We start from the raw sequence: 24,420 nt of genomic DNA, 5'->3' as shown, positions 1-24,420 counted from the left end.
CTCACCAGCAACTTCCCCCTCAGTCGCTCCGCGACAGCTCCCCCTTCAGGGGGAGCATCCGAGCGCCCGCAAGGGGAGAAGGAAGCCTACTTCCGCTCCACCGTCTGGCGCGCCATCGGGGCCAGTTTGGCGAGCAGCTTGTTCTGGGCGGCGAAGGGCACGCCTTCCTTGTCCATCGCCCACTGCAGGTTCTCGACCAGGGCGTTGAAGTCGCGGGGCGTGATGCCCTGGTCCTTGTGGGCCTGGGTCATATCCTTGCCGGTGTAGTCGCAGCCCCCGCCCAGCACGTAGCAGAACTGCTCGGTCAGGGTCCGCTTCAGGCGCACGACGTCGGCGGTGGCGAAGATGTCCTTGATGCGGGGGTCGGCGAGGTTGCGGTCCACCAGATCGCTGGTGATCCGGGCCAGGCCCTCGCGGCCGTGGAAGGCCTCGAACACCGCCTTGTCGCTCATCGGCGCCGCCCCGGCGTTGGCGTTGGACTGGACGTAGGGATCGACCGGCTGCTCGCCGGGCGGAACGGCGGCGTCCTGGGCCTGGGCAAGGCCCGAGAAGCCGAGGGCGAAACCAGCGGCCATGGCCGCGCGGAGGGCGTTGTGGCGGATCATGATCTGGCGCTCCTAGAAGCCGGCCTGCAGCGAGACATAGAGCCCGCGCTGGTCCTTGAAGGTGGCGATGTCGCCCAGGTCGACATAGGCCACGGTCACCGAGACGGTCTTGTTGACGGCGTAGGCGGCGAAGACGTCCACCCAGTCGCTTTCCTTGGCGAAGCCGAGGTTGTCGGGCTTGGTGCGGTACTCGGCCCCCAGCGCCAGGCGCTTGCTGACCAGCCAGCCGGCCGAGCCCTCGAACTGGGCCCGGTAACTGTCGTTCCTGTCGCCGCCGAAGCCCAGCAGGCCCGTCTGGTTGGCCTTGGTCAGCCGCACCGCGCCGTTGAGGATCAGGCTCTTGTCGAGCAGCAGCTTGGTGGCGGCCGCGTAGTAGTCGACGCCGCTGTCGTCCTTGCCGCCCACGGCCCGCACGATCGCGCCCTGGTCGTTCTTCTTCCACTGGGCGCCGACGGCCACCTGCGGAACCCAGGTGTCCTGGTCATAGACCAGGTCGCCCAGCACCCGCACCTTCACGCCGACCATGTCCTGCTTGAAGGTGAAACCCTTGCCGAGGCCGAGCTTGGCGCCCGTCGCGCCGGTGTCGAATTCCTGGCGGGCGAGCGACAGTTCGACCCGGTCGAACAGCCCCACCGCCCCGCCATAGGCGCGCAGTTCGTAGTCGGGCACGTTGACATAGGTGGCGTGGACCTTGCCGCCGACGCCGCGCGAGGTCTCGTTGCCGGCGATCACCGCCCAGGTCGAAAGACCGCCGCCGGCGCTTCCTTCCAGGGCGCTGACGCCGCCGGTCAGCAGCAGCTTGCCGCCGGGCTCCATCTCGCCGGCCAGGGCCGATCCGCCCCACAGCGCGCCCCCCAGCGTCACGGCGCAACCCGCGCCAGCCAGCGCCGCCGTCTTCGTCCTGCCCATGCCGCCCCGATCCCCGAAATCCATGCGGGCGACGCTAGGGGCAAGACTTTACGTAATCGTTAGAACATCTCGCCTACGGTTAGACTTCAGCGCTGCGACAATTTGTCCATCAGCTTCGGGGAAATCATGCGCAAGATCGTCGCCAGCTCGCTGAAAATCGCATCAATACTATTTTCGGTTGCGATTTTCTCGACGCACGCCATGGCGGCGGACCTCACGCTCTCGGTGCGCGGGAGCGACGGCAAGCCCGTGGCCGACGCCGTCGTCACCGTCTATCCCGGCGGCCAGCCGACCAAGGGGCCGATCAAGTTCGACTGGCCCTATCGCGTCGCCCAGCAGAACATCCAGTTCAACCCGTTCGTGCTGATCGTCCCGGCCGGCGCCGAGGTCTCGTTCCCCAACCTCGATAAGGTGCGCCACCACGTCTATTCGTTCTCGGCCGGCAACAGGTTCGAGCTGAAGCTCTACGGCCGCGAGGAAAACCGCGTCGTGCGCATGCCCGCCGTCGGCGTGGCGGCCATCGGCTGCAACATCCACGACCAGATGGTCGGCTTCATCAAGGTGGTCGACACCCAGTACGCCGCCAAGACCGACGCCTCGGGCAAGGCCGTGATCCGCGGCGCGCCGGACGGCCCGGTCGTGGTCAAGGTCTGGCATCCCTATCTGCGCGCCCCCAGGAACGAGAAGACCGTCCCGCTCGCCGCCCTGCGCGGCGCGGTCTCGCAGGACGTCTCGATCGAGCTGCGCGCCCCGGCGGCGATGAGCCACTAGGGCCGCCCGATGTTCCACCGTCTGCAGACCAGGCTGACCGTCCTCTACGCCGGGCTCTTCGCCCTGGCGCTGGGGGCGATCGCCGTCACCGTCTACCTGACGATCGCGGCCACGGCCCAGCAGGCGGTGCGCCAGGAGCTGGCCGCCACCGGGGGCGTGTTCGACCGCGTCTGGGCGCTGCGCACCCAGCGCCTGCGCGACGGCGCCGACCTCTTGTCGCGCGACTTCGGATTCCGCGCCGCCGTCGCCACCCGCGACGCCCCGACCATCACGTCCGCCCTGGCCAACCTGCGCGGCCGCATGGGCCTGGACCTGGCCGTGATGATGAACGTCGACGGCGAGCTGACCGGCGTCGATCCCTCCAAGCTCGACGCCGAACGCCTGTGGACCGCCCTCGACGCCGAGGACGGCGCCGGTGGCGTCTTCATGGTCGGCGGCGAGCCCTACCAACTGATCTCGGCCCCGATCCTGTCGCCCACCCTCACCGGCTGGGTCGTGTTCGGCGTCCGCCTCGACGATCGCGAGATGCGGGCGCTGGAACGGCTGTCGGCGATCCGCCTCGACGCCGACGTCTTCAGCCGTGAGACGGCGCGCGACGGCGAGCAATGGCGCGCCCAGGACGCCGATCGCCAGACCCCCGCCCTCACCGCCTTTGTCGCCCAGGCCCTGAAAGGAGACGGCGCGCCCGGCCGCGTCCAGGGTCCGGCCGGCGACGAACTGGTGCTGGCCAAGCCGCTGAAGGCCCTGGGCGGCGGCGCCTCGGCCCTGGTGCTGCGCTATCCCCTCGCCCTGGCCCTGGCGCCCTATCGCCTGCTGCTGGCCGCCGTGGCCCTGGCCGGCCTGGTCGGCGCGGCCCTGGTGATCGCCGCCAGCTGGATGCTCTCGCGGGGCCTCGCCCGTCCCATCGCCGAGCTCGACGCCGCCGCCCAGGAGCTGGAGCAGGGCCGCGAGGTGCAGGTCGCCGTCCAGACCCGCGACGAGATCGGCCGCCTGGCCGAAAGCTTCAACCGCATGGCCGACGGCATCCGTGACCGCGAGGCGCGGATCACCCACCTGGCCATGCACGACGCCGAGACGGGCCTGGCCAACCGCCACGCCCTGGAAACCGAGATCGCCGCTCGCATGGCCGCCGATCCGAGCCAGCCGGTGATCATCGGCGCCCTGGGTCTCGACCGCTTCACCTTCGTGCGCGGGGCCATCGGCTACGCCCTGGCCACCGAACTGATCGTCGAGATCGGCGAACGGGTCCGGTCCCACAATCCCGACGTCATGGTCGGACGGCTGACCACCTCGACACTCTGCGTCGTTTCCAGCTTCACCGACCTCGACGAGGCGGTCGCCGTCGTGACCTCGGCGACGCCGATCCTGGAAGCGCCCGTGCGCCTGGGCGGCGACCTGGTGGACATCCACGTCAGCAACGGCCTGGCCGCCGGCCGCCAGGGCGAGAGCGATCCCCACCGCCTGATCGAGCAGGCGATGATCGCCCTGGACCAGGCCCGCGACGCCGGCCGCAAGGCCGCCGCCTTCGACGAGACCGCCTATGGCGACCCGGCCAGCAACCTCTCCCTGATGAGCGAGATGCTGGAGGCCGTGCGCACCGGCGCCCTCTTCCTCAACCATCAGCCCAAGCTGGATTTGCGCACCGGCGCGATCACCGGGTCCGAGGCCCTGGTGCGCTGGATCCACCCCGCCCGCGGCTTCCTGGGTCCCGACCTCTTCGTGGGCATGGCCGAGGAGACCGGCCACATCCGCGCCCTCACCGACTACGTCATCGACCAGGCCATCGCCGACCAGCAGGTGCTGCGCGCCGCCGGCCACGACCTGCTGATGTCGGTCAACATCTCCGGCCGGCTGATCGACGATCTCGGCTTCGCCCGCCAGGCCATCGAGCGCGTCGCCCAGGCCGGCGCGCGCATGTGCTTCGAGATCACCGAGACCGCCGTGGTCGGCAACGCCGCCGTGGCCCTGCAGGTGCTTGAGCAGTTCGCCGCCGCAGGCATCGCCGTGTCGATCGACGACTACGGCTCGGGCCTGTCGTCCCTGGCCTATCTCAAGCAGATCCGCGCCGACGAACTGAAGATCGACAAGGCCTTCGTCATGGGCATGGACCGCGAGGCCAAGGACGCCCTGCTGGTCAAGTCGACCGTCGACCTGGCCCACAGCCTGGGCCTCAAGGTCGTCGCCGAGGGCGTGGAGTCGCGCGAGGCCCTGGCCATGCTGCAGGTCATGGGCTGCGACATCGCTCAGGGCTATCACATCGCCCGGCCGATGGGCCTGCCGGCCCTCACCGAGTTCCTGGCCGCCTGGGGGGCCGAGGAAGAGGCGGCAGATCCCCTGGCCAAGAAGGCCTGAATCTTCAGGCCTGCCGCTTCAGCAGGTCCAGCACGACGTGCAGGCTGTCGGCGATGTGGACGCACTTCTCGTGCATCTCCTCGGTCGGATCGAGGATGTCCGGGACCATGATCGTCATCATCCCCGCCCCGTGCGCCGCGCGGACGCCGGGATGGGAATCCTCCAGCGCCAGGCACAGCGCCGGATCGACGCCCAGCCGCTCGGCGGCCAGCAGGTACGGGTCCGGGAACGGCTTGTGCCGCGTCACGTCATGGTGGGCGACCACCGCATGGAAACGGGGCAACAGGTCGAAGCGGCCGAGATACCGCTCCACCGCCGGCAGGCCGTTCGAGGTGGCGATGGCGCGCGGCAGGCCCAGGTCGTCCAGGTGATCGAGGATCTCCTCGACGCCGTCCTTCAGCCGGATCTCGGCTTCCAGCAGCAGTTCGACGTCGCTCCACAGCCGTTCGAAGAACGGCTTGACCGGAAAGTCTTCGCCATAGAGCTCGCGCAGCATCACCGCGCACTCGGGATTGGTCTTGCCGACCATCGAGGCGTAGGTCGCCGCCGTGATCGGCGCGCCGAACACCTTGCCGGCGTCGATCATCGCGGCGCGATAGACGGTCTCGGTGTCGAGCAGTAGGCCGTCCATGTCGAAGACCACCGCCTCGACGCGGCGCGGGAAGCTCACTGGGCGAACTCCTCGGCGCGATAGCCCTGGAAGTAGAGCAGCGCCGTCAGCTCGGCATGATCGACCTTGGCGTGGGCCCGGGCCGCCACGATCGGCTTGGCGCGATAGGCGACGCCCAGGCCGGCGGCCTCGATCATCGCCAGGTCGTTGGCCCCGTCGCCCACCGCCAGGGCGTCGGCCGGGGTCAGACCCAGGGCGGCGGTTTCCTCGTTGAGGGCGGCCAGCTTGGCCTCCTTGCCGAGGATCGGGTCGCCGACCTCGCCGGTCAGGGCGTCGTCGGCCTCGATCAGCGTGTTGGCGCGGTTCAGGTGGAAGCCGGCGGCATCCGCCACCCGGCTCGTGAAGAAGGTGAAGCCGCCCGAGACCAGGGCGCAGCGGGCGCCGTGGGCGGCCATCGTCTTGACCAGGGTCTCGGCGCCGGGATTGAGCCGCACCCGCTCGTCGAAGCAGGTCTGCAGGGCCGTGGTCGCCAGGCCCTTCAGCATGCCGACCCGCTCGCGCAGCGCGCCCTCGAAGGCCAGCTCGCCGCGCATGGCGCGCTCGGTGATTTCGGAGACCTTGTCCTTGACCCCGGCGAAGTCGGCCAGTTCGTCCAGGCATTCGACGTTGATGATCGTCGAGTCCATGTCGGCGATCAGCAGGCGCTTCCGGCGGTTCAGGGCCGGCTGAATGGCGAAATCGACGGGCTTGTCGCCGATGGCGGCGATCACGCGCTCGCGGATCGGGGTCGGATCGGCGTCGAAGGTCACGTCGACCGCGTCGGGGCCGAGCGCGACGACCTCGCCGAGCGACAGAGCTGCGGCGAGGGTTTCGGCCTCCGGGCCGACGAGGGTCAGGACGTGCATGAACGGGGCGGCTAAGCCAGTCGCCCCGCCCCGTCAAGCAACTTGCAGAACGAACCCGCTCAGCCCGCCTCGATCCCGGTGCAGCGCTGCAGCAGGGCGACGCCGGCGCGCTTGCCCGCGGCCTCGGCAGACTCGCCCTCGGCCGGTTTGACGTTCTCGAACAGGAAGTCGAGCCCGTCCTCGTAGACCTTGCTGGCCTTGACGCCCTTCTGGGCGCCGTCCTCGAAGGCCTCGTCCATCATCGTGCGCCCCTTGGCCCCGAAGGCTTCGAGCACGAACTGCATGCCGCGCCCGTCGGCACCCTTGCTGGCAAAGACCTGCGGATAGCTGGTCGCCACCTTGCCCAGGATCACCAGCACCGCGCCGCAGCCGGCCTTCTCCTGAGGCGTCAGGTCGGGAGCCGGCGTGGCCGCCATGGCGGCGGCGGCGGCCGAAGGCGCCTTGGGCTTGCTGGGCGTGACCGCGGCCAGCGCCGAGCCGGCCGTCAGGGAGGCGACCATCGCGGCCGCAATCATGTATGTACGCTTCATGGACCAAGCCGCCCCATACGCAACCGTCGCAACGCCCTTCGCTGACGACTCGCGCGTCTGGATGATCGCCGGACCGACGGCCAGCGGCAAGTCGGCCTATGCCCTCGATCTGGCCGAACGCACCGGCGGCGAGATCGTCAACGCCGACTCCATGCAGATCTACGCCGGCCTGCGGGTGCTGACCGCCGCCCCCTCGCCCGAGGAGGAAGCTCGCGCGCCGCATCACCTGTTCGGCGTCGCCGACGCGGCCGACGGCTGGTCGGTCGGTCGCTGGCAGGCGGCCGCCGTCAGGATCCTGCACGACATCGCCGCCCGCGGTCGTCCCGCCATCGTCGTCGGCGGCACCGGCCTTTACTTCCGCGCCCTGACCCACGGCCTGGCCGAGGTGCCGCCGGTGCCCGAAAGCCAGCGCGAGATCTCCGGCCTGCTCTACGCCGCCCAGGGCGAGGCGGGTTTCCGCGACCTGCTGCGCCCGCTCGACCCCGCCGCCGAAGCCCGCATCGAAAGCGGCGATCGCCAGCGCCTGGTCCGCGCTCACGCCGTGGCCGTCGCCACCGGCCGGGCGCTGTCGGAATGGCAGGCCGACACCCGGCCCGTCCTGCTAGCCGGCGAATGGAGCGGCGTGGTCCTCGACCCGCCCCGCGCCGAGCTCTACGACCGCTGCGACGCGCGCCTCGCCCTGATGGTCGAGAACGGCGCCCTCGAAGAGGTCGCCGCCATGGAAGCGCGGGGCCTGGATCCCGCCCTGCCCGCGCTCAAGGCCGTCGGCTATCGCGAGCTGGCCGCTCACCTGCGCGGCGAGACCAGCCTGGACCAGGCCCTCGACGCCGCCCGCCAGGAGACCCGCCGCTACGCCAAGCGCCAGCTCACCTGGTTCAGGAACCAGACGCCGGACTGGCGAAAGCTCGCCCCGCTGCACAAAGGCTCGCAGGATCCAGGCGACTTGGCGTAAGGGCCTGGACCAGCCCGCCACAGGATTTTGCCCATGACCGAACTCGCCCGCCTCGCCGCCGCCGTCGCCGCTCGCCTGACCGAGCGCGGCGAGACCGTGGCCGTCGCCGAGTCCTCCGCTGGCGGGTTGATCTCGTCGGCGCTGCTGGCGACGCCGGGGGCCTCGAAGTTCTACGCCGGCGGCGCGGTCGTCTACACGGCCCGGGCGCGGCTGACCCTGCTCGACATTCCGCAGAAGGCCATGGACGGGCTGCGCTCGGCCAGCGAACCCTACGCCCTGCTGCTGGCCCGCGTGGCCGGCAAGAACCTGAAGGCGGCCTGGGGCCTGTCGGAGACCGGCGCCGCCGGGCCGGAGGGCAATCGCTACGGCGACGCGGCAGGGCATGCCTGCTTCGCGGTCGTAGGCCAGGAGCGAGAGGTCAGTCTTACCATCGAGACCGGAAAGGATGATCGGCAGGCGAACATGCAGCACTTCGCTGAGCAAGCTCTTGCCCTGCTTCTTGAGACCTTGGGCTGAAATTCGCGCCAGACCCGTTGCGACTTATCCGCCACGGGTCGTTTTTTGCGTCAAACCGCGCCTTGACGCCCTCAGGCGAGCATGGCATTCCCCGATCATCCATTTGGAGCAACACTCGTGCGCACCACCATGATCGTACTTATGGAGCGGCCGTTCACGGCGTGACCTCGAAGTCACGTTGATAGATCGGTCGCGCGCACAAAGGTCCTTCGGGGCCTTTTTTCTTTTCCGCCGCCTCCAAAGCCCAGCTTTCCACGTCCATCCGGGACTTCCGCCATGACCGCCCACCAGACCATCGAGAGCAACGCTCCCGCCGATGCCGCCAACCGCGCCATGACCGGCGCCGAGATCGTGGTCCGCGGCCTCGTGGACCAGGGCGTCGAAGTCCTGTTCGGCTATCCGGGCGGCGCGGTCCTGCCGATCTACGACGCGCTGTTCCACGAGCCGCGCCTGCAGCACATCCTGGTTCGCCATGAACAGGGCGCGACCCACGCCGCCGAGGGCTATGCGCGCAGCTCGGGCAAGCCGGGCGTCGTCCTGGTCACATCGGGCCCGGGCGCGACCAACGCCATCACCGGCATCATGGACGCCCTGATGGACTCGATCCCGATGGTCGTCATCACCGGCCAGGTCCCTACCCACCTGATCGGCACCGACGCCTTCCAGGAAGCCGACACCGTCGGCATGACCCGCTCGTGCACCAAGCACAACTACCTGGTCAAAGACGTCCGCGACCTGCCGCAGATCATCCACGAGGCCTTCAAGATCGCCACCACCGGCCGTCCGGGTCCGGTGCTGATCGACATCCCCAAGGACGTCCAGTTCGCCAAGGGCGAATACTACGGCCCGACCGAAGTCGCCTCGAGCCACGCCTATTCGCCGCGCATCAAGGGCGACGCCAGCCGCATCGCCGAGGCCGCCCGGATCATCGCGGGCGCCCGGCGGCCGATCTTCTATACCGGCGGCGGCGTCATCAACGCCGGCCCCAAGGCCAGCGAAGCCCTGCGTGAGTTCGCCGCCCTGACCGGCGCTCCGGTCACCTCGACCCTGATGGGCCTGGGCGCCTTCCCCGCCGCCGATCCGGCGTGGCTGGGCATGCTGGGCATGCACGGCACCTTCGAAGCCAACAACGCCATGCACGACTGCGACGTGATGATCTGCGTCGGCGCCCGCTTCGACGACCGCGTCACCGGCCGCCTGGACGCCTTCTCGCCGGGCAGCAAGAAGATCCACATCGATATCGACGCCTCGTCGATCAACAAGAACGTCCGCGTCGACCTGCCGATCGTCGGCGACGCCGGTTCGGTCCTGGAAGACCTGATCGAAGCCTGGAAGGCCGCCGGCCACCAGCCCAACAAGGTCGCCCTGACCGACTGGTGGGCCCAGATCGACGCCTGGCGCGCCCGCCAGTGCCTCGCCTACAAGCGCTCCGAGACGGTCATCAAGCCGCAGTACGCCATCCAGCGCCTGTACGAACTGTCCAAGGACAAGGACGTCTACATCACCACGGAAGTCGGCCAGCACCAGATGTGGGCCGCCCAGTTCTTCCGCTTCGAGGAGCCGAACCGCTGGATGACCTCCGGCGGCCTGGGCACCATGGGCTACGGCCTGCCCGCCGCCCTGGGCGTGCAGCTGGCCCACCCCAAGAGCCTGGTCGTCGACATCGCCGGCGAAGCCTCGATCCAGATGTGCATCCAGGAGCTGTCGACCGCGATCCAGTTCGACCTGCCGGTCAAGATCTTCATCCTGAACAACGAATGGATGGGCATGGTCCGCCAGTGGCAGCAGCTGCTGCACGGCGAGCGCTACAGCCACTCCTATTCCGACAGCCTGCCCGACTTCGTGAAGCTGGCCGAGGCCTACGGCGCCGTCGGCATCCGCTGCTCGGACCCGGCCGAACTGGACGCCAAGATCCTGGAGATGATCAACAGCGACAAGCCGGTGATCTTCGACTGCCGCGTCGAGAAGCACGAAAACTGCCTGCCGATGATCCCCTCGGGCAAGGCCCACAACGAGATGATCATGGGCGAGGTCGAGGACATCGGCAGCGTCATCGGCGAGGACGGCGCGGGGCTGGTCTAAGCTTGACAATTCATGGGCGCATTGAATGAAAATGCGCCTATGCCGATATTCGAGTGGGATCCGGAAAAGGCGAAGTCCAACTTTTCCAAGCATGACGTGGCCTTCGAGGACGCGACCATGGTCTGGACGGACCCGCTGCACGTGATCTACCCGGATAGGGTGGTCGACTACGAACAACGCTGGCATGCCGTGGGCGTAGTCGGTCTTGTGACTGTGCTGCTGGTGGTTCACATCTATGTCGGCGATGCTGGCGCGGAACGCGTTCGCATCATCAGCGCGCGAAAAGCGACTCCCTGGGAGCGCAAGGTCTATGAACAAGACAACGCTTAGCGACGAGCAACGCGAACGACTGGCCAGGCTGGACGCGTTACCTGACGACAGAATCGACACGACAGATATTCCGGAAGCGCCGCACGAAAACGCCCGCCTGGCGCGGCGTCCCGCACAAGGCCAAGCCCTGGCTCATCCGGACGCGGTAGCGCTCGACGCCGACCTCGTCGGCTGGTTCAAGGAACATGCGGGCGGCAAGCCCTATCAGACCGAAATCAACCGCGTGCTCCGCCAGTACGTGGCCAAAGCAGAAAAGAAACGCGCCTGATGACCGCCAACGTCCAACCCGCCCCCGCCTCGGCCTACGACCTCAGCCCCAACGAGCAGGCCGAGCAGACCGCGACCTTCGCCCTGCTGGTCGACAACGAGCCGGGCGTGCTGCATCGCGTGGTCGGCCTGTTCGCCGCGCGCGGCTACAACATCGAGAGCCTCACGGTCGCCGAGACCGACCGCAAGGCCCACACCAGCCGCATCACCGTGGTCACCCGCGGCACGCGCCAGGTGCTCGACCAGATCGAGGCCCAGCTGAACAAGGTGGTCAACGTGCGCCGGGTGCACGACGTGACCCGCGACCCCAACGGCGTCGAGCGCGAGCTGGCCCTGGTCAAGGTGCGCGGTTCGGGGCCCGATCGCGTCGAGGCCCTGCGCATCGCCGAGATCTTCCGCGCCAAGCCGGTGGACACCACGCTGGAGAGCTTCGTGTTCGAGATCTCGGGCGCGCCGTCGAAGATCGACAAGTTCCTCGACCTGATGCGTCCGCTCGGCCTGGTGGAACTTTCCCGCACGGGCGTCCTTTCCATCGAGCGGGGCGTCGAAGGGATGTAAGCCGTCATGGGCGTGATCGGACCGGCCGTCTTCGCGGGAGCCCTTCTCCTCGCTTTTGAGCCGCTTTCCGTTCAAGGCCAGCCGGTCGCGCCCGTCGCCCCTGCTCCGCCGCCGGATCCGGCGGTCTGGTGGTCGAACGAGATCCCCCGCCCCGCCTCCGAGGTCGAACCGCTGTCGGGCAGACGGCTTGGACGCAAGGAACAGCCCGTTCCCGTCGACAACGGCGTCGATCCCCTGCTCTACCGCCTGTGGGGCCTGCAGCCCCTGCAGATCCAACTGGTCCGTCGCGGCGAACTGGTGCTGGAAGCCTGGGCCCGCCCCGCGCGCGGCGTACGCCAGGCCGTCATTCGCGTCACCGTACGCCGCGACGGCCGCGCCTTCGTCCAGGCCCGCGCCGGTTTCGGCTGCTGCACGCCCGAGATCGGCCGCCGGATCGACATCAACGCCGAACTGCCTAGCGAACGCATCGCCGCCTTCAAGGCATTGGCGGGCGACCGCGCCTGGAGCCAGCCGCGCAGCGTGATCGTCGACTATGGCGGCGGCTCGATCGAGGCCCTGTGCGTCGACGGCGTCTCCTGGGACGTCACGCTCCTTGTCCCCGGCCAGGCCCGCCATCTACGGCGCGCCTGCGACGACGCCGAGGTCGGCTCGATCGCCGGCGTGCTTTCGGCTGTGGTCGGGGCGGCCGCCGGCCGCGATCCGCTGTTCGACGCGGTGCTGCCGCGCGGCGGAGACTTCTCGCGCCAGTCCAAGGCCTATGCCGACCTGATCGCCCAGGGCGGCCAGCTGAAGGCCGGAACCTCGAACCGACCGCAGCCGCCGGCCGTGCCGGTGGTCGATGACGACGAGCCGGAACCGCCCGTCGATACGCCCGTCACGCCTCCGGACACCGTCGCCCCGCCGCGCTGATCCGTAGGATCGTGCAATCAATGCGGAGCATCGCTCTACCGACTGGACGACCGGCCGGGGCATAGTGGCCTCGTACCGCCGCAGCTGCCTGCGGCGCTCCCCCAAATCAAAACCCAAAATCAAAGCCAGGCCATGACCCGCCACACGCCCCGTCGCGCGACGGCGGCTCCGCGTTGGTTCGCCGCCGCCCTGCTGGCGGCCGCCGCCGTCGCGACCGCCCTGCCCGCCCTGTTCTCGTCCGCTACCGCCTGGAGGATCCTGCCATGATGATCGACCACCTCCCCGTTTCCGGCGTCTGGTCCTCGCCCGATGGCCGCTACAGCCTTGAACTTCGCCCCGACGGCCGCTTCGTCGAGGTGCACGCCGAGCCCCGCGGCGTCTTCACCGGCGCCTACGTCCTGGTCGGCGAGACCCTGAAGCTGTTCGAAGACCACGGCGCGGTGATCACCGGCCGCCTCGCCGAGGGCCGCCTCAGCCTGGGGAGCGTTTGACGCTTCCCCTTCCCTACCGGGGTACGAGGCCCTATATTGGGATTGTCCGGCTTCGGCCGAACTATGGGGATAAACGCGCACGTAATAAGCGGACTGGACCCGGGTGCGATTCCCGGCGGCTCCACCAAATCTCTCCCGAGTTATCACGGGACTGCATGGGGCCGATCAGCATCGACAGACGTGTAAAGGTGTCTGCTTTCTCTCGGCATGGCCCACCGTTTCGGGCCTTTAAACTAAATGCGAACGATAACTTCGCTGAAGAGTTCGCCGTCGCTGCGTAATGCGGTGCAGGTGAATTCGCCTCTTAAGTCCTAGGGGTTCAGATCCTTAGGCGGGGCCCGGAGGGAGCCTGGCAACAGAATCCCTCCACTTCCCTGCTCATCCTGAAATTCGATCACCCGCCCCTTCGGCGCATTTTGCGTTGGGCTCAACTCACGCGAGGCAGGAGCATCGCGGCTAGGCTCCCGACAGCCGGGACCTTCAACGGCCGGGCCAGATGCGACACTCTCTAAAATAGTATGTGACTACCGCATGCGGGCGCCTTTGCCGGAGGCCCGCGACGGGTTACGCTGGCCCTTCGAATTTCGTTTTTGCTTAATCGAAGATCCATGGCCCGCACTCCTCCGACCGAAGACCTGATGCAGTACGAGGCCATGGCCCAGGACGCCCTGCGCGGCGTCGTGAAGGCTGCGCTGAAGAAGGCGGCCGCGCCCGGCGGCCTGCCCGAGCCGCACCACCTCTACATCACCTTCAAGACCCAGGCGGCCGGCGTCTCGGCCCCGCAGGACCTGCTCGGCAAGTATCCCGACGAGATGACGATCATCCTGCAGCACCAGTACTGGGACCTCGCCCCCGGCGAGACCTTCTTCTCGGTGACGCTGAAGTTCGGCGGCCAGCCCAAGCGCCTGTCGATCCCCTATTCGGCCGTGACCCGCTTCTATGACCCGTCGGTGCAGTTCGCCCTGCAGTTCGAGGCCCCGGAAATCGAGCCGGCCCCGGTCGAGCCGGAACCCGAGCCGACCCCGCCTCCGGCCGATGGCGACGAGGCGCCCAAGATCATCTCTCTCGACCAGTTCCGGAAGAAGTAGGCCTTGAACGACGTCGTCTCGGAGGAGCAGTCCACTCTCACCGACGAGGCGATCCTCGCGCGCTTCAACGCCTCGAAGAACGCGCCGCCCAGCGCCCTGACGCTGGGCTTCAGGCTCATCGCCGTCAGCCAGGCCGAGCGCCGGGTCGAGATCGCCTTCGACGCCCGCGCCGACCTGCTGGCCAATCCGATGGGCCAGATCCAGGGCGGCTTCGTCTGCGCGATGCTCGACGAATGCATGTCGGTGGCCGGTCTGATCACCTCGGGCATGACCCACGTCGTGCCCACCCTCGAGATGAAGACCAGCTTCCTGCGGCCGGCCCTGCCCGGCCCGTTGCACGGCGTCGGCCGGGTGGTGAAGTGGGGCCGTACGGTCTGCTTCATGGAGGGCGAACTCCATGACGCCGAGGGCCGCCTGCTGGCGACCTCCACGGGCACGGCCCTGCCGACGCCCTTCGCCAAGTTCAAGAAATAGGGATCACGCGGAATGGGCCGAGCGGCGGGCTTTCTGGTCGGACTGGTCCTGGCCTGTCTGGCGATCGCGCCGGCCCGGGCCGAGAGCCCGTTCGACCACTGGGCCTCGGTGGTGATCGCCGGCGACTGGCGCGCCCATGGAGGCGGCTCGACCGAGGCCTTCGACAACGCCCGCCGCGATGTCGCCGAAAACCTGGTCGGCCTGGGCTTCCCCGCGCCGACGCAGTTCTCGGTCCGCCCCAAGCGCTATCGCAACCAGGCGCTGAACGTCTCGAACGCCAAGGCGATCGAGGACGGCCTGAGATCGGCGGCCAAGACCTCGACCGGCGGCTGCCTGGTCTACATCACCTCGCACGGTGCGCCTCAGGGCGTGATCATGGGCAAGAAGCTGCTGCGCCCGCAGGAACTGGCGGCGATGGTCGACGGCGCCTGCCCGGGTCGGCCGTCGATCGTGGTGATCTCGGCCTGCTTCTCGGGCGTCTTTGTGCCCTCGCTCGAACGCGACGACCGGATGATCTTGACCGCCGCCCGGCCCGACCGCACCTCGTTCGGCTGCGGCGAGAGCGATCGCTATCCCTATTTCGACGACTGCTTCCTGGGCGAGATCGGCAAGGCCCGCGACTTCGCCGTCCTGGGACGAGCGGTTCAGGCCTGCGTGGCCCGCAAGGAGATCGACACCGGCGCCAGCCCGCCCTCGGAGCCGCAGCTGTGGATCGGACCCGAACTGCGCCCCTTGTTGCCCCTCTATACCTTCGCCAAGGCCCGCAAACCGGCGCCCGCGCCGAACGCCGCGCCGCCATCGGCGGAAAATTGAACAGCTGCACACTGCTTGGCGTGATTTTCTTCCCGACGCCGGTGTCCCTCGCCTGACGAATTGGCCTAAGAAGACCCTTCTGACGCGTTAGCCGAAGAGGTGGGGTTCGTGACGTTGCGTATGTCGTCCAAGGCCGTGCGGTGCGCGGCGATCGTCGGCCTCTGGCTCATGGGGGCGAACGCCGCCACCAGTCAGGACGCCGCGCCGACGGCGACCGCGACGCCCGCCTCCACGGCTCCCTCGGTTCCCGCCGTCACGCCGCCCAGGCCGACCTTCCGCCGTGCGCCGGCGACGCCTGTCGCCCCCATCGCGCCGCCTCCGGTCGCCGCCGTTCCAGGCGTCACGCCCCTGCCCGCCCCCGAACTCGAAGCCTTCGTCGATGGCGCGGTGCGCCGGGCCATGGCCGAGGACCACATCGCCGGGGTCACCATCTCGGTCGTCCAGAACGGCCAGGTGGTGCTGAAGAAGGGCTATGGCGCGGCCAGCCTGGCGCGGGGCCGGCCGGTCGATCCTGACCGCACGCTGTTCCGCATCGGCTCGATCTCCAAGACCTTCACCTGGATCGCCCTGCAGAACGAGATCGACGCCGGCCGCATCCGTCCCGACGCGCCGATCAACGTCTACCTGCCCGAGAAGCTGCAGGTGCGCGACCAGGGCAAGAAGACGCCGATCCGGGTGCGCGACCTCTACACCCACACCGCCGGGTTCGAGGACCGGGTCCTGGGCCAGCTGTTCGAGCGCGAGGAGCGCCGCGTTCGCCCGCTCGACGTCTATCTGCGCCAGGAGCGTCCCAACCGGGTGCGCGAGCCCGGCGTGCTGCCGGCCTATTCCAACTACGGCGTCGCCCTGGTCGGCGCGGCCCTGGCCAACACCGGCGCCAAGCCGTTCGAGGACCTGATCGCCGAGCGGGTGATCGTGCCGGCCGGCCTGCAACGCACCACCTTCCGCGAGCCGCGCGCCTGGCGCGACGACCTGCCTGCGCCGATGGCCCCGGCCCTGGCCGCCGACCTCGCTGAAGGCTATCGCTGGACGCCCCTGGGCCTTGAGGCCCAGCCGGTGGAGTTCGTCGGTCAGATCGCCCCCGCTGGCTCGGCCTCGAGCACCGCGGCCGACATGGCCCGCTACATGACCCTGCTGCTGAACGGCGGGACGATCGATGGCCGCACCGTCTTCTCGCAGCGCGCCGCCCAGGCCTTCCGCACGGCCGGTTATCGCCCCGCCGCCGGCGCCGCCGGCTGGAACGCCGGCTTCCAGGACATTCCCCTGCCCGGCGGCCGCCGCGGCTTCGGCCACGCCGGCGCGACCCTGTGGTTCCATTCCAACATGGTGCTGGTCCCCGACCTGGGCCTCGGCGTCTTCATCTCGGTCAACACCGACACCGGCCAGGACCTGCCCGCCACCCTGCCCGCCTCGATCGTCGAGCGCTTCTATGCGCCGGCCCGCGCCGTGCCCGCGTTCACGCCCCTCAGCCCGGCAGCGGCGCTGGCCTATGAAGGCGACTACCTGACCGACCGCCGCGCCTATGGCGGGCTGGAAGGCTTCGTCGATCGCCTGATCGGCGTCGCCAAGGTCCGCGCCAGCGCCCAGGGCGGCCTGGCGATCACCAGCGACGGCCGCACCCGCCTCTGGATCCCGACCGACCGCGAAGACGTCTTCAAGGCCGCCGACGGCGCCGACCTGCTGGTGTTCCAGCGCGAGGACGGCGCGCCCGTGCGCTTCTTCGCGCCGTCGGGCGCATCCGCCTACGAACGGGTCGGCCCGCTTCTCCGCACCGGCGTACTGGCCGGCGCGACCCTCCTGGCGGCGCTGGCCTCGATCGCCACCCTGGCCGGCGTTTTCGTCCGCAGCCGTCGCGACACCCGCCAGACCACCAGCCAGGCCCGCGCCAGCCTGCTGCAGACCACCCAAGCCGTGCTGTGGCTGGTGGCCATCGCCTGCGTGGCCGCTTTTGCGGCAGGCTCGGGCGACGTGGCCGCAGTGGTCTTCGGCTGGCCCAGCGGCTGGCTGCTGACGGCCTCGGCCTGCGCCTTCATCGCCACGGTGCTGAGCCTCTTCACCCTGATCATGGCGCCGGTGATCTGGCGCGGCGGCCGTCGCGTCGACAGCTGGAGCGACCTGCGCAAGCTGGCCTTCACGATCACCGCCCTGATCTTCACCAGCTTCTCCATCGTGCTGGCGGCCTGGGGCTTCCTGGAATTCTGGAACACCTGATCCGGCACGGCCCGTGCAGGCTCTCCCCCGGTGGCGATACTGGGGGAGTTCGCGCGTGTCGAAACGGAACGTCTGCATCCTGGCCGGAACAGGCCTCGGCGCCTGGCTGGCGGTGACGCTGTTCTACGGCGCCTTCGGGGCCGAGCTGATCGAGCGCGCCTTCTGGTTCTACGCGGCCAACGCGTTCCTGGCGGCGGCGCTGGTCACCTTCGCCTTCCAGGCCACGGCAAGGCTGCTGCGCATTCCCCACAGCCGGCGGCTCTATCCGGCCATGGCCTTCGCCCTGCCGGGCGCGGCGGCCGCCAATCTGATCCTGCTGGGTTTCGTGCCCCTGGCGCCGGGCGCCGAGCCCTCCAGCCTGGGCCGCTACCTGGCCTTCCTGATCGTGCTTTACATCTCGATCGGCGCGTCAGCCCTCGAGCGTGCCCCGCAGAAAACGCGACTCTAGCTTCCGCACCACGATCACGATCCGCTCGCGCTCGCCCGCACGCCGCTCGACCAGCAGGCGGGCGACCTGGGCGTCGTCGTGGAACGCGTAGCCCTTGATGGCGTCGAGCAGCGCCTTGGCCAGGTTGTCGAGATCCAGCCACGGCGGCTCGCCGACGAACTCCATGCCGATCTCGACCGAAAACTCGCCCCAAGCCGGGCGCGAACCGCGCCAGGTCTTGCGGAAGAACTCGTAGATCAGCGGCTTGTAGTACTTGGCCTGGGTGGTCAGGCCGTCGACGACGATGGTCAGTTCGCCCCCGGCCTCACGCGCCCTGACCTTGCCGTGGTGGACCCAATCGTCCCGGTCGAGATCGTCCACGCTCAGAGCTTTTCGACCTTCACGGCGGTGCCGTAGGCCAGAACCTCGGTGACGCCTTCCATGATCTCGTTGGCGTCGTAGCGCATGGCGATCACGGCGTCGGCCCCCAGTTCGCGGGCGTGCTGCACCAGAAGCTCGTAAGCCTCCTGCCGGGCCGTCTCGGCCAGCTTGGTGTAGATCGACAGGTTACCGCCGAAGATCTGCTGGATCGAGCCGCCGATATTGCCGATCACGCTGCGCGAGCGGGCGGTCACGCCCCGCACCAGGCCAAGATGTTCGACGACGCGATAGCCGGGCAGATCGTTGGTGGTGGCGACGAGCATGGGATCCTCCTGAGCTCCGCCGGTATAACTAACGTCGTTGCGGCGCACCATGGCGTTGCGAAGGCGGCCCTCGGGGGGTAGACCGCCCGCATCATCGCTTGAGGATCCGCCGCATGACCGCCACGCGCACCGAGACCGACACCTTCGGTCCCATCGAAGTCGCCGCCGACCGCTACTGGGGCGCGCAAGCCCAGCGCAGCCTGGGCAACTTCAAGATCGGCTGGGAGAAGCAGCCGCTTCCGGTCGTCCGGGCCCTGGGCATCGTCAAGCGCGCCGCCGCCGAGACCAACCACAAGCTCGGCAAGCTCGACGCGGCCATCAAGGACGCCATCGTCCAGGCCGCCAACGAGGTCATCGAAGGCAAGCTGAACGACCACTTCCCGCTGGTGGTGTGGCAGACCGGTTCGGGCACCCAGTCGAACATGAACGCCAATGAGGTGATCTCGAACCGCGCGATCGAGATCCTGGGCGGCGAGATGGGCACCAAGAAGCCCGTCCACCCGAACGACCACGTCAACATGAGCCAGTCGTCGAACGACACCTATCCGACGGCGATGCACGTGGCCTGCGCCGAGCAGATCGTCTCGGACCTGCTGCCAGCGCTGAAGCACCTGCACGCGGCCCTGAAGGCCAAGTCGGAAGCCTGGGCGCAGATCATCAAGATTGGCCGCACCCACACCCAGGACGCCACCCCGCTGACGCTGGGCCAGGAGTTCGGCGGCTACACCCAGCAGGTCGAGAACGGCATCGAGCGCATCGAGCAGACCCTGCCCAAGCTGATGCAGCTGGCCCAGGGCGGCACCGCCGTCGGCACCGGCCTGAACGCCCCGATCGGCTTCGCCGAAGGCGTGGCCGAAGCCATCGCGGCCATCACCGGCCTGCCCTTCACCACCGCCCCGAACAAGTTCGAGGCCCTGGCCGCCCACGACGCCATGGTGTTCAGCCATGGCGCCATCAACACGGTCGCCGCCTCGCTGTTCAAGATCGCCAACGACATCCGCTTTCTGGGCTCGGGCCCGCGCGCGGGTCTGGGCGAACTGGCCCTGCCGGAAAACGAGCCGGGCTCGTCGATCATGCCGGGCAAGGTCAACCCGACCCAGTGTGAGGCGCTCACCCAGGTCTGCGTGCAGGTGTTCGGCAACCACGCCGCCCTGACCTTCGCCGGCTCGCAAGGCCACTTCGAGCTGAACGTCTTCAACCCGGTGATGGCCTACAACTTCCTGCAGTCGGTGCGCCTGCTGGCCGACGCGGCGATCAGCTTCACCGACAACTGCGTGGTCGGCATCGAGCCGCGCATCGACAACATCCAGAAGGGCGTCGAGAACTCGCTGATGCTGGTCACGGCCCTGAACGGCCGCCTGGGCTACGACATCTGCGCCAAGATCGCCAAGACCGCGCACAAGAACGGCACCACCCTGCGCGACGAGGCCGTCGGCGGCGGCTATCTGTCGAACGAAGAGTTCGACCAGTACGTCCGTCCGGAAAACATGGTCTCGCCGGGCTGAACTTGATCCTCGACTTCCAGCGCGATGGGGCGGCGTATTTTCCCGCCGTCCTGTCCCCGGAGGCGCTCGAGCGTCTCCGGGCGCTGGCGGACGAACGCATCGCCCGCAAGCCGGGCGCCCGCCTCGACGCCGGCGACCAGGGCCTTTCCGCCCTGCTCTCTTCCAAAGGTCCGATCGGGACCCTGGCGACCCGCCTGACCTCGGCTGCGGCGCGCCCGGTGCGGGCGACGATGTTCGACAAGACCCCCGACGCCAATTGGTCGGTCGCCTGGCACCAGGACCGGGTGCTGCCCGTGGCCGAGCGGATCGAGGTCGAGGGCTTCGGCCCCTGGTCGGTCAAGGACGGCCTGTTGCATGTGGCCCCGCCTTTCGAGATCCTGGCCCGCATGGTCACCCTGCGCGTCCACCTCGACTCCGTCGATCTCGGCAACGCGCCGCTGAAAGCCGCGCTCGGCAGCCATCGCCTGGGCCGCGTGCCCGCCGACGCCGCCACGACGGTCGCCGCCGACGGCGAGATCATCACCTGCGAAGCCCAGGCCGGCGACGTCTGGGCCTATTCGACGCCTATCCTGCACGCCTCCGACCGCGCCGAGCCGCCCCGCCGCCGGCGCGTGCTGCAAGTCGACTACGCCGACTTCGACCTGCCCGGCGGCCTGGCCTGGGCGGCGGCTTGACCGGGCTCGTCCGCCCCTACTGGATCGAGGCCCGCTTCGAGCGTGGCGCGAACTGGAACGCCGGCGTCTATCCGTTCAACCTGCCGGTCGTGCGAGGCCTCGACACCCTGGCCTTCCACCCGCGCGTGACCTTCCTGGTCGGCGAGAACGGCTCGGGCAAGTCGACCCTGATCGAGGCCCTGGCCGTGGCCTGGGGCTTCAACGCCGAGGGCGGATCGCGGAACTTCAATTTTTCCAGCCGCGCGTCGCATTCGGCCCTGCACGCCCACATCCGCCCGATCCGCTCGACCATCCGCCCGCACGATGGCTATTTCCTGCGCGCGGAAAGCTTCTTCAACATTGGCACGGCGATCGAGGAGCTGGACCGCGAGCCAGGCGGCACGCCGATCATCAACAGTTATGGTGACCGCTCCCTGCACGAGCAGTCGCACGGCGAGGCCTTCTTCGCCCTCTTCGACAACCGCTTCCGCGGCGACGGCCTCTACATCCTCGACGAACCGGAAGCAGCCCTGTCGCCCACCCGGCAGCTGTCGTTCCTGGCGCGGCTGCATGAACTGGTGCTGGCGCGCTCTCAGTTCATCATCGCCACCCACTCGCCGATCCTGCTGGGCTATCCGGACGCCTGGATCTACCAGGCCTCCGAACGCGGGCTTGAGAGGGTGGAGTACGAGGACACCGAGCACTTCCAGGTGACCCGCAGCTTCCTCAACCGCCGCCAGACCTTCCTGGACGTGCTGCTGTCGAGCGACGACGAGGCGTGATAGCCTTCGAGCCATGGGCAAACCCGAACTCGACATCACGCCCGGGGGCGTCGATCCGGAACTGCTGGCGCAGGCGCAGCGGCTGGGGATTTCGGTCGCCGGCATGAGCGAGACGCAGCTTCGGCTGCACTTGCAGAAGGTGGATCCGGCCGGCGCCGAGGAACGGGCGCGGCGATGGGCGGAAGAGAACGCCGAGGCGATCGCGCACTATCGTGAACGGGTGGAAGGCAGCGGCGCCTTTGGGGACGACCTGCGCAGGTGGTGATCCGCCAGTTCGACGTCTTTCCCAATCCCTCGATCCGCACCCGTGCGGTCGCACCCTATGTCGTCGTGCTTCAGTCGCACCACGCCGGGGACCTTCCCACGATCGTCGTGGCTCCGCTGTATTTGCCGGAAAGCGCCCTGCCGCTCAGCGAACTGTCGGCCGAGGTCGAGATCCAAGGCCAGGCGCTTCTAGCCTTCATTCCCGAACTGGTCGGTGTTTCGACCATGCTGCTCCGCCAGCGCATAGCCTCCCTCGCCGCTCACGAAGACGCCATCCGCCGCGCGCTCGACCGGCTGTTCACCGGCTTCTGAGCCTCCGTCCTGACTGCGTCAGGCCGGAAGCTCAGATCTTCTGCCTCGGCGCATTTTCTCACGACGAACCGGTAGCCGCTTCGTCGGAAAATGCTCTAGCGCTTGACCACCGTGCGGCCGATCGGGGCCAGGGCGATCCAGGCCAGTTGCAGGTCCTTGATGGCGAACGGGATGCCGATGATGCTGACAGCCTCGGCGACCGCGATCAGCAGGTGGCTGAGCGCGATGTACCAGCCGCCCAGCACGAACCAGATCACGTTCAGAACGAAGCCCAGCGGACCGGTGCCCAGGTCGCTGCGCCCCGTGACGAGGTCGCGGCTGACGATCTCCTTGCCGAACGGCCAGAAGGCGAAGCCGGCGATGCGCCAGGCCGCGCCCGCATAGGGCAGGCCGACGATGGTGATGGCCAGCAGGAGGCCGCCCAGCAGCCAGAGGCAACCCGAAACAAAGCCGCCGAGGAAGAACCAGAGCAGGTTGAGAATGAAGCGGATCATCGCGGTCCTTTCGTCTCCGTCCGAGATTTGGGACGTCGCCACGCCGTTGTCGAGCTTGCGGACGCGACCTTACGGCGAATTCACCGCAGCAGTTGCCAGCGTTTGGCCCAACGGCCCTTGCCGAAGCGCGACAGGGCCAGGAGGTAGAGGCCGGCATAGACGACCACGCCCAGGCCGATCAGGGCCCAACTCCAGGGGCCGGGCGCATGCCAGGTCGGCGCCGTGGTCAGCCAGTCGTGCGGCGGAGCGGTCAGCTCCAGCCACAGGCCGCCGACCCAGGCGACCGAGAACAGGGCCACCACGGGATAGCGCAGCACGGGGCTCTTCTGGACGAGCAGCAGGAACTGGACGAACAGCGCCGCGCCGGCGGCCGCGAGGCCGGCCAGCCAGGGCTGCCAGGCGCCGGGCGTGAAGCGCGCCGCGCCGAGACCGGCGAAGGCCGGGGCCCACAGCAGCGGGCCGAAGAACAGCAGGATCAGGGCGAAGCCGACCAGCACCCCGACGCCGCCGCCGATCACCTTGCCCGCCGCCTCGCCGGCCGCGTGGGCGCCGTGGTGACGGTCGTGACCGTGGGGGTCGCCGGAGGGATTGTAGCCCTGCGCCATCAGGCCCGGCGGCTGACCGCGAAGTCGGCGAGGCTTTCGAGGCTCTCGCGCCAGTCGTTCTGCGGGAAGACCGCCAGGGCCGCCTTGGCCTTGTCGGCGTGCTCGGCGGCGAGATCCAGGGTGGCGTCCAGGGCGCCGGTGCCGATGATCAGCTCGCGGGCGCGGCGGAAGTCGGCCTCGGTCTGCTCGCGACGGCCGATGGCCCGCTCCCAGAACTCGGCCTCGCGCGGGCCGGAGCGGGCGATGGCCAGCAGCAGCGGCAGGGTGGCCTTGCCTTCGCGGAAGTCGTCGCCGGCGTTCTTGCCCAGGGTCTCGGTGGCGCCGCCGTAGTCGAGGGCGTCGTCGGCCAGCTGGAAGGCCAAACCGAGGCTCATGCCGTAGTCGCGCAAGGCCTTGGACTTTTCGGCGTCGACGCCGGCCGACACCGCGCCCGCCTCGGCGGCGGCGGCGAACAGCTCGGCGGTCTTGGCCGCGATGATCTCGAGATAGAGCGCCTGCGACAGGTTGAGGTCGTGGCTGCGCATCAGCTGCATCACCTCGCCCTCGGCGATGACGCGGCTGGCCTGGGCCAGGATCTGCAGGGCGCGCATCGAGTCGGTCTCGACCATCAGCTCGAAGGCGCGGGCGAACAGGAAATCGCCGACCAGCACGCTTTGCGCCGCGCCCCAGATCAGGTGGGCGGCGACCTTGCCGCGGCGCAGCTGGCTGCCATCGACCACGTCGTCATGCAGCAGGGTGGCGGTGTGGATGAACTCGACGGCCGCGGCCAGCTTCAGGCAGTGGTCGTTATCGGAACCGGCCAGACGCGCGGCGGCCACGGTCAGCAGCGGGCGCAGGCGCTTGCCGCCGGCGGCGATCAGGTGCTCGGCCAGGGCCGGGATCACCGGCACGTCGCTCTGCATGCGGTCGGTGATCAGGCTGTCGACGCCCGCCATGTCGGCGGAGGCCAGGCGCACGAGACGATCCACCGATCCCGGTTGTCGGGCGAGGGTCGCTGCAGCTGCGTCCAAGACCATGTACTCCTCAGGCGACGCCACGCGCGGCGCCAGGACCGTTGCGAGCGACAATGGTGGCGGGATAGGTCAGGGTCAAGGCGAGCACAAGGCCCGAAACGTTGTCAGACCCCTCCTCAGTTCCCTCCGTCACCGAAGATCGCGTGCTGGACGGACGCGTCAAGCTTCGCCAATCGGCGGCGGGATACCGGGCCGGGCTCGACGCGGCCCTGCTGGCGGCCGCCTGCGACGCGGGCGACGGCGATCGCGTCATCGAGGCCGGCTGCGGCGTCGGCGGGGCCCTGCTGG

The 24,420-nt window shown here is 69.0% G+C and carries 32 protein-coding genes, 1 other RNA gene and 1 pseudogene; 24 read left to right on the top strand and 10 right to left on the bottom strand.

The window, feature by feature from the left end:
* Positions 1-86: 86 nt before the first annotated feature.
* Both DMC18_RS04625 and DMC18_RS04620 read right to left on the bottom strand, forming a co-directional pair.
* Positions 87-605, bottom strand: a complete 519-nt coding sequence (locus tag DMC18_RS04625) for a group 1 truncated hemoglobin (RefSeq protein WP_110121069.1) — start codon at positions 603-605, stop codon at positions 87-89.
* 12 nt (positions 606-617) lie between these two features.
* Positions 618-1,514 carry a DUF3034 family protein gene (locus DMC18_RS04620; protein ID WP_110121073.1) on the bottom strand — a complete coding sequence of 299 codons (897 nt, stop codon included), beginning with the start codon at positions 1,512-1,514 and terminating at the stop codon, positions 618-620.
* Between the two features lie 201 nt (positions 1,515-1,715).
* On the opposite strand from DMC18_RS04620, the gene DMC18_RS04615 reads away from it, so the two are divergent.
* Both DMC18_RS04615 and DMC18_RS04610 read left to right on the top strand, forming a co-directional pair.
* Entirely contained in the window at positions 1,716-2,285 is a 570-nt protein-coding gene (locus tag DMC18_RS04615; RefSeq protein ID WP_199228558.1) for a methylamine utilization protein, read from the top strand.
* A gap of 9 nt (positions 2,286-2,294) precedes the next feature.
* Positions 2,295-4,637 carry a bifunctional diguanylate cyclase/phosphodiesterase gene (locus DMC18_RS04610; RefSeq protein ID WP_110121067.1) on the top strand — a complete coding sequence of 781 codons (2,343 nt, stop codon included), beginning with the start codon at positions 2,295-2,297 and terminating at the stop codon, positions 4,635-4,637.
* A gap of 4 nt (positions 4,638-4,641) precedes the next feature.
* Here DMC18_RS04610 and DMC18_RS04605 read toward each other — a convergent pair whose 3' ends face one another.
* From DMC18_RS04605 to DMC18_RS04595, 3 genes are read right to left on the bottom strand one after another with little or no spacing between them, the layout of a single operon-like run.
* Complete coding sequence (locus DMC18_RS04605) at positions 4,642-5,307, bottom strand: HAD family phosphatase (protein WP_110121066.1); 666 nt, start codon at positions 5,305-5,307, stop codon at positions 4,642-4,644.
* Complete coding sequence (gene serB / locus DMC18_RS04600; protein WP_110121065.1) at positions 5,304-6,152, bottom strand: phosphoserine phosphatase SerB; 849 nt, start codon at positions 6,150-6,152, stop codon at positions 5,304-5,306. Before serB ends, DMC18_RS04605 begins: the two co-directional genes overlap by 4 nt.
* Positions 6,153-6,211: 59 nt before the next feature.
* Positions 6,212-6,667, bottom strand: coding sequence for a hypothetical protein (locus DMC18_RS04595; protein ID WP_146217970.1), 456 nt, complete (start codon positions 6,665-6,667; stop codon positions 6,212-6,214).
* Positions 6,668-6,743: 76 nt separating this feature from the next.
* Here DMC18_RS04595 and miaA point away from each other — a divergent pair, with 76 nt between their 5' ends.
* From miaA to DMC18_RS04525, 16 genes are all read left to right on the top strand, one after another.
* Positions 6,744-7,634, top strand: coding sequence for a tRNA (adenosine(37)-N6)-dimethylallyltransferase MiaA (miaA, locus tag DMC18_RS04590; RefSeq protein ID WP_370444039.1), 891 nt, complete (start codon positions 6,744-6,746; stop codon positions 7,632-7,634).
* A 33-nt stretch (positions 7,635-7,667) separates the two neighbouring features.
* Positions 7,668-8,150 carry a CinA family protein gene (locus DMC18_RS04585; RefSeq protein WP_110121063.1) on the top strand — a complete coding sequence of 161 codons (483 nt, stop codon included), beginning with the start codon at positions 7,668-7,670 and terminating at the stop codon, positions 8,148-8,150.
* Between the two features lie 117 nt (positions 8,151-8,267).
* On the top strand, positions 8,268-8,315 hold the full coding sequence (locus DMC18_RS27245; protein WP_370444040.1) for a hypothetical protein: 48 nt from the start codon (positions 8,268-8,270) through the stop codon (positions 8,313-8,315).
* A 111-nt stretch (positions 8,316-8,426) separates the two neighbouring features.
* Positions 8,427-10,232 (top strand): acetolactate synthase 3 large subunit, encoded by a 1,806-nt coding sequence (locus DMC18_RS04580; RefSeq protein ID WP_110121062.1) that lies wholly within the window; start codon positions 8,427-8,429, stop codon positions 10,230-10,232.
* A gap of 12 nt (positions 10,233-10,244) precedes the next feature.
* Positions 10,245-10,562, top strand: coding sequence for a BrnT family toxin (locus DMC18_RS04575; RefSeq protein ID WP_199228557.1), 318 nt, complete (start codon positions 10,245-10,247; stop codon positions 10,560-10,562).
* Positions 10,543-10,830: a BrnA antitoxin family protein gene (locus DMC18_RS04570; RefSeq protein ID WP_110121060.1), complete on the top strand. Its 288-nt coding sequence runs from the start codon at positions 10,543-10,545 to the stop codon at positions 10,828-10,830. Before DMC18_RS04575 ends, DMC18_RS04570 begins: the two co-directional genes overlap by 20 nt.
* Positions 10,830-11,387 (top strand): acetolactate synthase small subunit, encoded by a 558-nt coding sequence (gene ilvN / locus DMC18_RS04565; protein ID WP_110121059.1) that lies wholly within the window; start codon positions 10,830-10,832, stop codon positions 11,385-11,387. The genes DMC18_RS04570 and ilvN overlap by 1 nt, the downstream gene beginning before the upstream one ends.
* 6 nt (positions 11,388-11,393) lie before the next feature.
* On the top strand, positions 11,394-12,296 hold the full coding sequence (locus DMC18_RS04560) for a hypothetical protein (RefSeq protein ID WP_233245311.1): 903 nt from the start codon (positions 11,394-11,396) through the stop codon (positions 12,294-12,296).
* Between the two features lie 132 nt (positions 12,297-12,428).
* Entirely contained in the window at positions 12,429-12,563 is a 135-nt protein-coding gene (locus tag DMC18_RS27140) for a hypothetical protein (protein WP_255580265.1), read from the top strand.
* Positions 12,563-12,787: an Atu4866 domain-containing protein gene (locus tag DMC18_RS04555; protein ID WP_110121070.1), complete on the top strand. Its 225-nt coding sequence runs from the start codon at positions 12,563-12,565 to the stop codon at positions 12,785-12,787. Before DMC18_RS27140 ends, DMC18_RS04555 begins: the two co-directional genes overlap by 1 nt.
* A 5-nt stretch (positions 12,788-12,792) precedes the next feature.
* Positions 12,793-13,158, top strand: a transfer-messenger RNA (tmRNA) gene (gene ssrA / locus DMC18_RS04550).
* Positions 13,159-13,395: 237 nt separating this feature from the next.
* Positions 13,396-13,875 (top strand): SspB family protein, encoded by a 480-nt coding sequence (locus DMC18_RS04545; RefSeq protein WP_110121058.1) that lies wholly within the window; start codon positions 13,396-13,398, stop codon positions 13,873-13,875.
* 3 nt (positions 13,876-13,878) lie between these two features.
* Positions 13,879-14,349 (top strand): PaaI family thioesterase, encoded by a 471-nt coding sequence (locus DMC18_RS04540; protein WP_110121057.1) that lies wholly within the window; start codon positions 13,879-13,881, stop codon positions 14,347-14,349.
* A gap of 12 nt (positions 14,350-14,361) precedes the next feature.
* Positions 14,362-15,162 carry a C13 family peptidase gene (locus DMC18_RS04535; protein ID WP_110121056.1) on the top strand — a complete coding sequence of 267 codons (801 nt, stop codon included), beginning with the start codon at positions 14,362-14,364 and terminating at the stop codon, positions 15,160-15,162.
* Between the two features lie 108 nt (positions 15,163-15,270).
* Positions 15,271-17,373 (top strand): serine hydrolase, encoded by a 2,103-nt coding sequence (locus DMC18_RS04530; RefSeq protein ID WP_233245310.1) that lies wholly within the window; start codon positions 15,271-15,273, stop codon positions 17,371-17,373.
* A 55-nt stretch (positions 17,374-17,428) separates the two neighbouring features.
* Positions 17,429-17,821 carry a hypothetical protein gene (locus DMC18_RS04525; protein ID WP_110121054.1) on the top strand — a complete coding sequence of 131 codons (393 nt, stop codon included), beginning with the start codon at positions 17,429-17,431 and terminating at the stop codon, positions 17,819-17,821.
* Here the strand turns inward: DMC18_RS04525 and DMC18_RS04520 are convergent.
* Positions 17,783-18,181, bottom strand: a complete 399-nt coding sequence (locus tag DMC18_RS04520) for a RusA family crossover junction endodeoxyribonuclease (RefSeq protein WP_110121053.1) — start codon at positions 18,179-18,181, stop codon at positions 17,783-17,785. The two genes, DMC18_RS04525 and DMC18_RS04520, sit on opposite strands and share 39 nt — an antisense overlap.
* 2 nt (positions 18,182-18,183) lie before the next feature.
* Entirely contained in the window at positions 18,184-18,504 is a 321-nt protein-coding gene (locus DMC18_RS04515; RefSeq protein ID WP_110132722.1) for a YbjQ family protein, read from the bottom strand.
* 113 nt (positions 18,505-18,617) lie between these two features.
* Here DMC18_RS04515 and fumC point away from each other — a divergent pair, with 113 nt between their 5' ends.
* From fumC to DMC18_RS04490, 5 genes are read left to right on the top strand one after another with little or no spacing between them, the layout of a single operon-like run.
* The gene (gene fumC / locus DMC18_RS04510) at positions 18,618-20,009 is read left to right on the top strand and encodes a class II fumarate hydratase (protein ID WP_110121051.1); all 1,392 of its coding nucleotides are present in this window, start codon (positions 18,618-18,620) and stop codon (positions 20,007-20,009) included.
* A 2-nt stretch (positions 20,010-20,011) separates the two neighbouring features.
* A complete protein-coding gene (locus tag DMC18_RS04505; RefSeq protein WP_110121050.1) occupies positions 20,012-20,683 on the top strand; it encodes a phytanoyl-CoA dioxygenase family protein in 672 nt (223 codons plus the stop codon).
* Positions 20,680-21,444: an AAA family ATPase gene (locus DMC18_RS04500; RefSeq protein WP_110121049.1), complete on the top strand. Its 765-nt coding sequence runs from the start codon at positions 20,680-20,682 to the stop codon at positions 21,442-21,444. Before DMC18_RS04505 ends, DMC18_RS04500 begins: the two co-directional genes overlap by 4 nt.
* Before the next feature lie 13 nt (positions 21,445-21,457).
* Complete coding sequence (locus DMC18_RS04495) at positions 21,458-21,709, top strand: type II toxin-antitoxin system CcdA family antitoxin (RefSeq protein WP_110121048.1); 252 nt, start codon at positions 21,458-21,460, stop codon at positions 21,707-21,709.
* Complete coding sequence (locus tag DMC18_RS04490; protein ID WP_158285859.1) at positions 21,706-22,020, top strand: CcdB family protein; 315 nt, start codon at positions 21,706-21,708, stop codon at positions 22,018-22,020. Before DMC18_RS04495 ends, DMC18_RS04490 begins: the two co-directional genes overlap by 4 nt.
* A gap of 95 nt (positions 22,021-22,115) precedes the next feature.
* On the opposite strand, the gene DMC18_RS04485 is transcribed toward DMC18_RS04490, so the two are convergent.
* The 3 genes from DMC18_RS04485 to DMC18_RS04475 all read right to left on the bottom strand — a co-directional run bounded on the left by DMC18_RS04485 (position 22,116) and on the right by DMC18_RS04475 (position 24,129).
* Positions 22,116-22,514 carry a YccF domain-containing protein gene (locus DMC18_RS04485; protein WP_110121046.1) on the bottom strand — a complete coding sequence of 133 codons (399 nt, stop codon included), beginning with the start codon at positions 22,512-22,514 and terminating at the stop codon, positions 22,116-22,118.
* An 80-nt stretch (positions 22,515-22,594) separates the two neighbouring features.
* Positions 22,595-23,119 carry a hypothetical protein gene (locus DMC18_RS04480; protein ID WP_110121045.1) on the bottom strand — a complete coding sequence of 175 codons (525 nt, stop codon included), beginning with the start codon at positions 23,117-23,119 and terminating at the stop codon, positions 22,595-22,597.
* A complete protein-coding gene (locus DMC18_RS04475; protein ID WP_199228555.1) occupies positions 23,119-24,129 on the bottom strand; it encodes a polyprenyl synthetase family protein in 1,011 nt (336 codons plus the stop codon). Before DMC18_RS04475 ends, DMC18_RS04480 begins: the two co-directional genes overlap by 1 nt.
* Positions 24,130-24,233: 104 nt before the next feature.
* Between DMC18_RS04475 and DMC18_RS04470 the strand changes: the two are divergent.
* Positions 24,234-24,420: pseudogene (locus DMC18_RS04470) on the top strand (methyltransferase); the annotation flags it as partial.

The organism is Caulobacter sp. D5, assembly GCF_003185805.1.
GTDB lineage: Bacteria > Pseudomonadota > Alphaproteobacteria > Caulobacterales > Caulobacteraceae > Caulobacter.
This window is presented reverse-complemented; position numbering and strand designations above follow the sequence as displayed.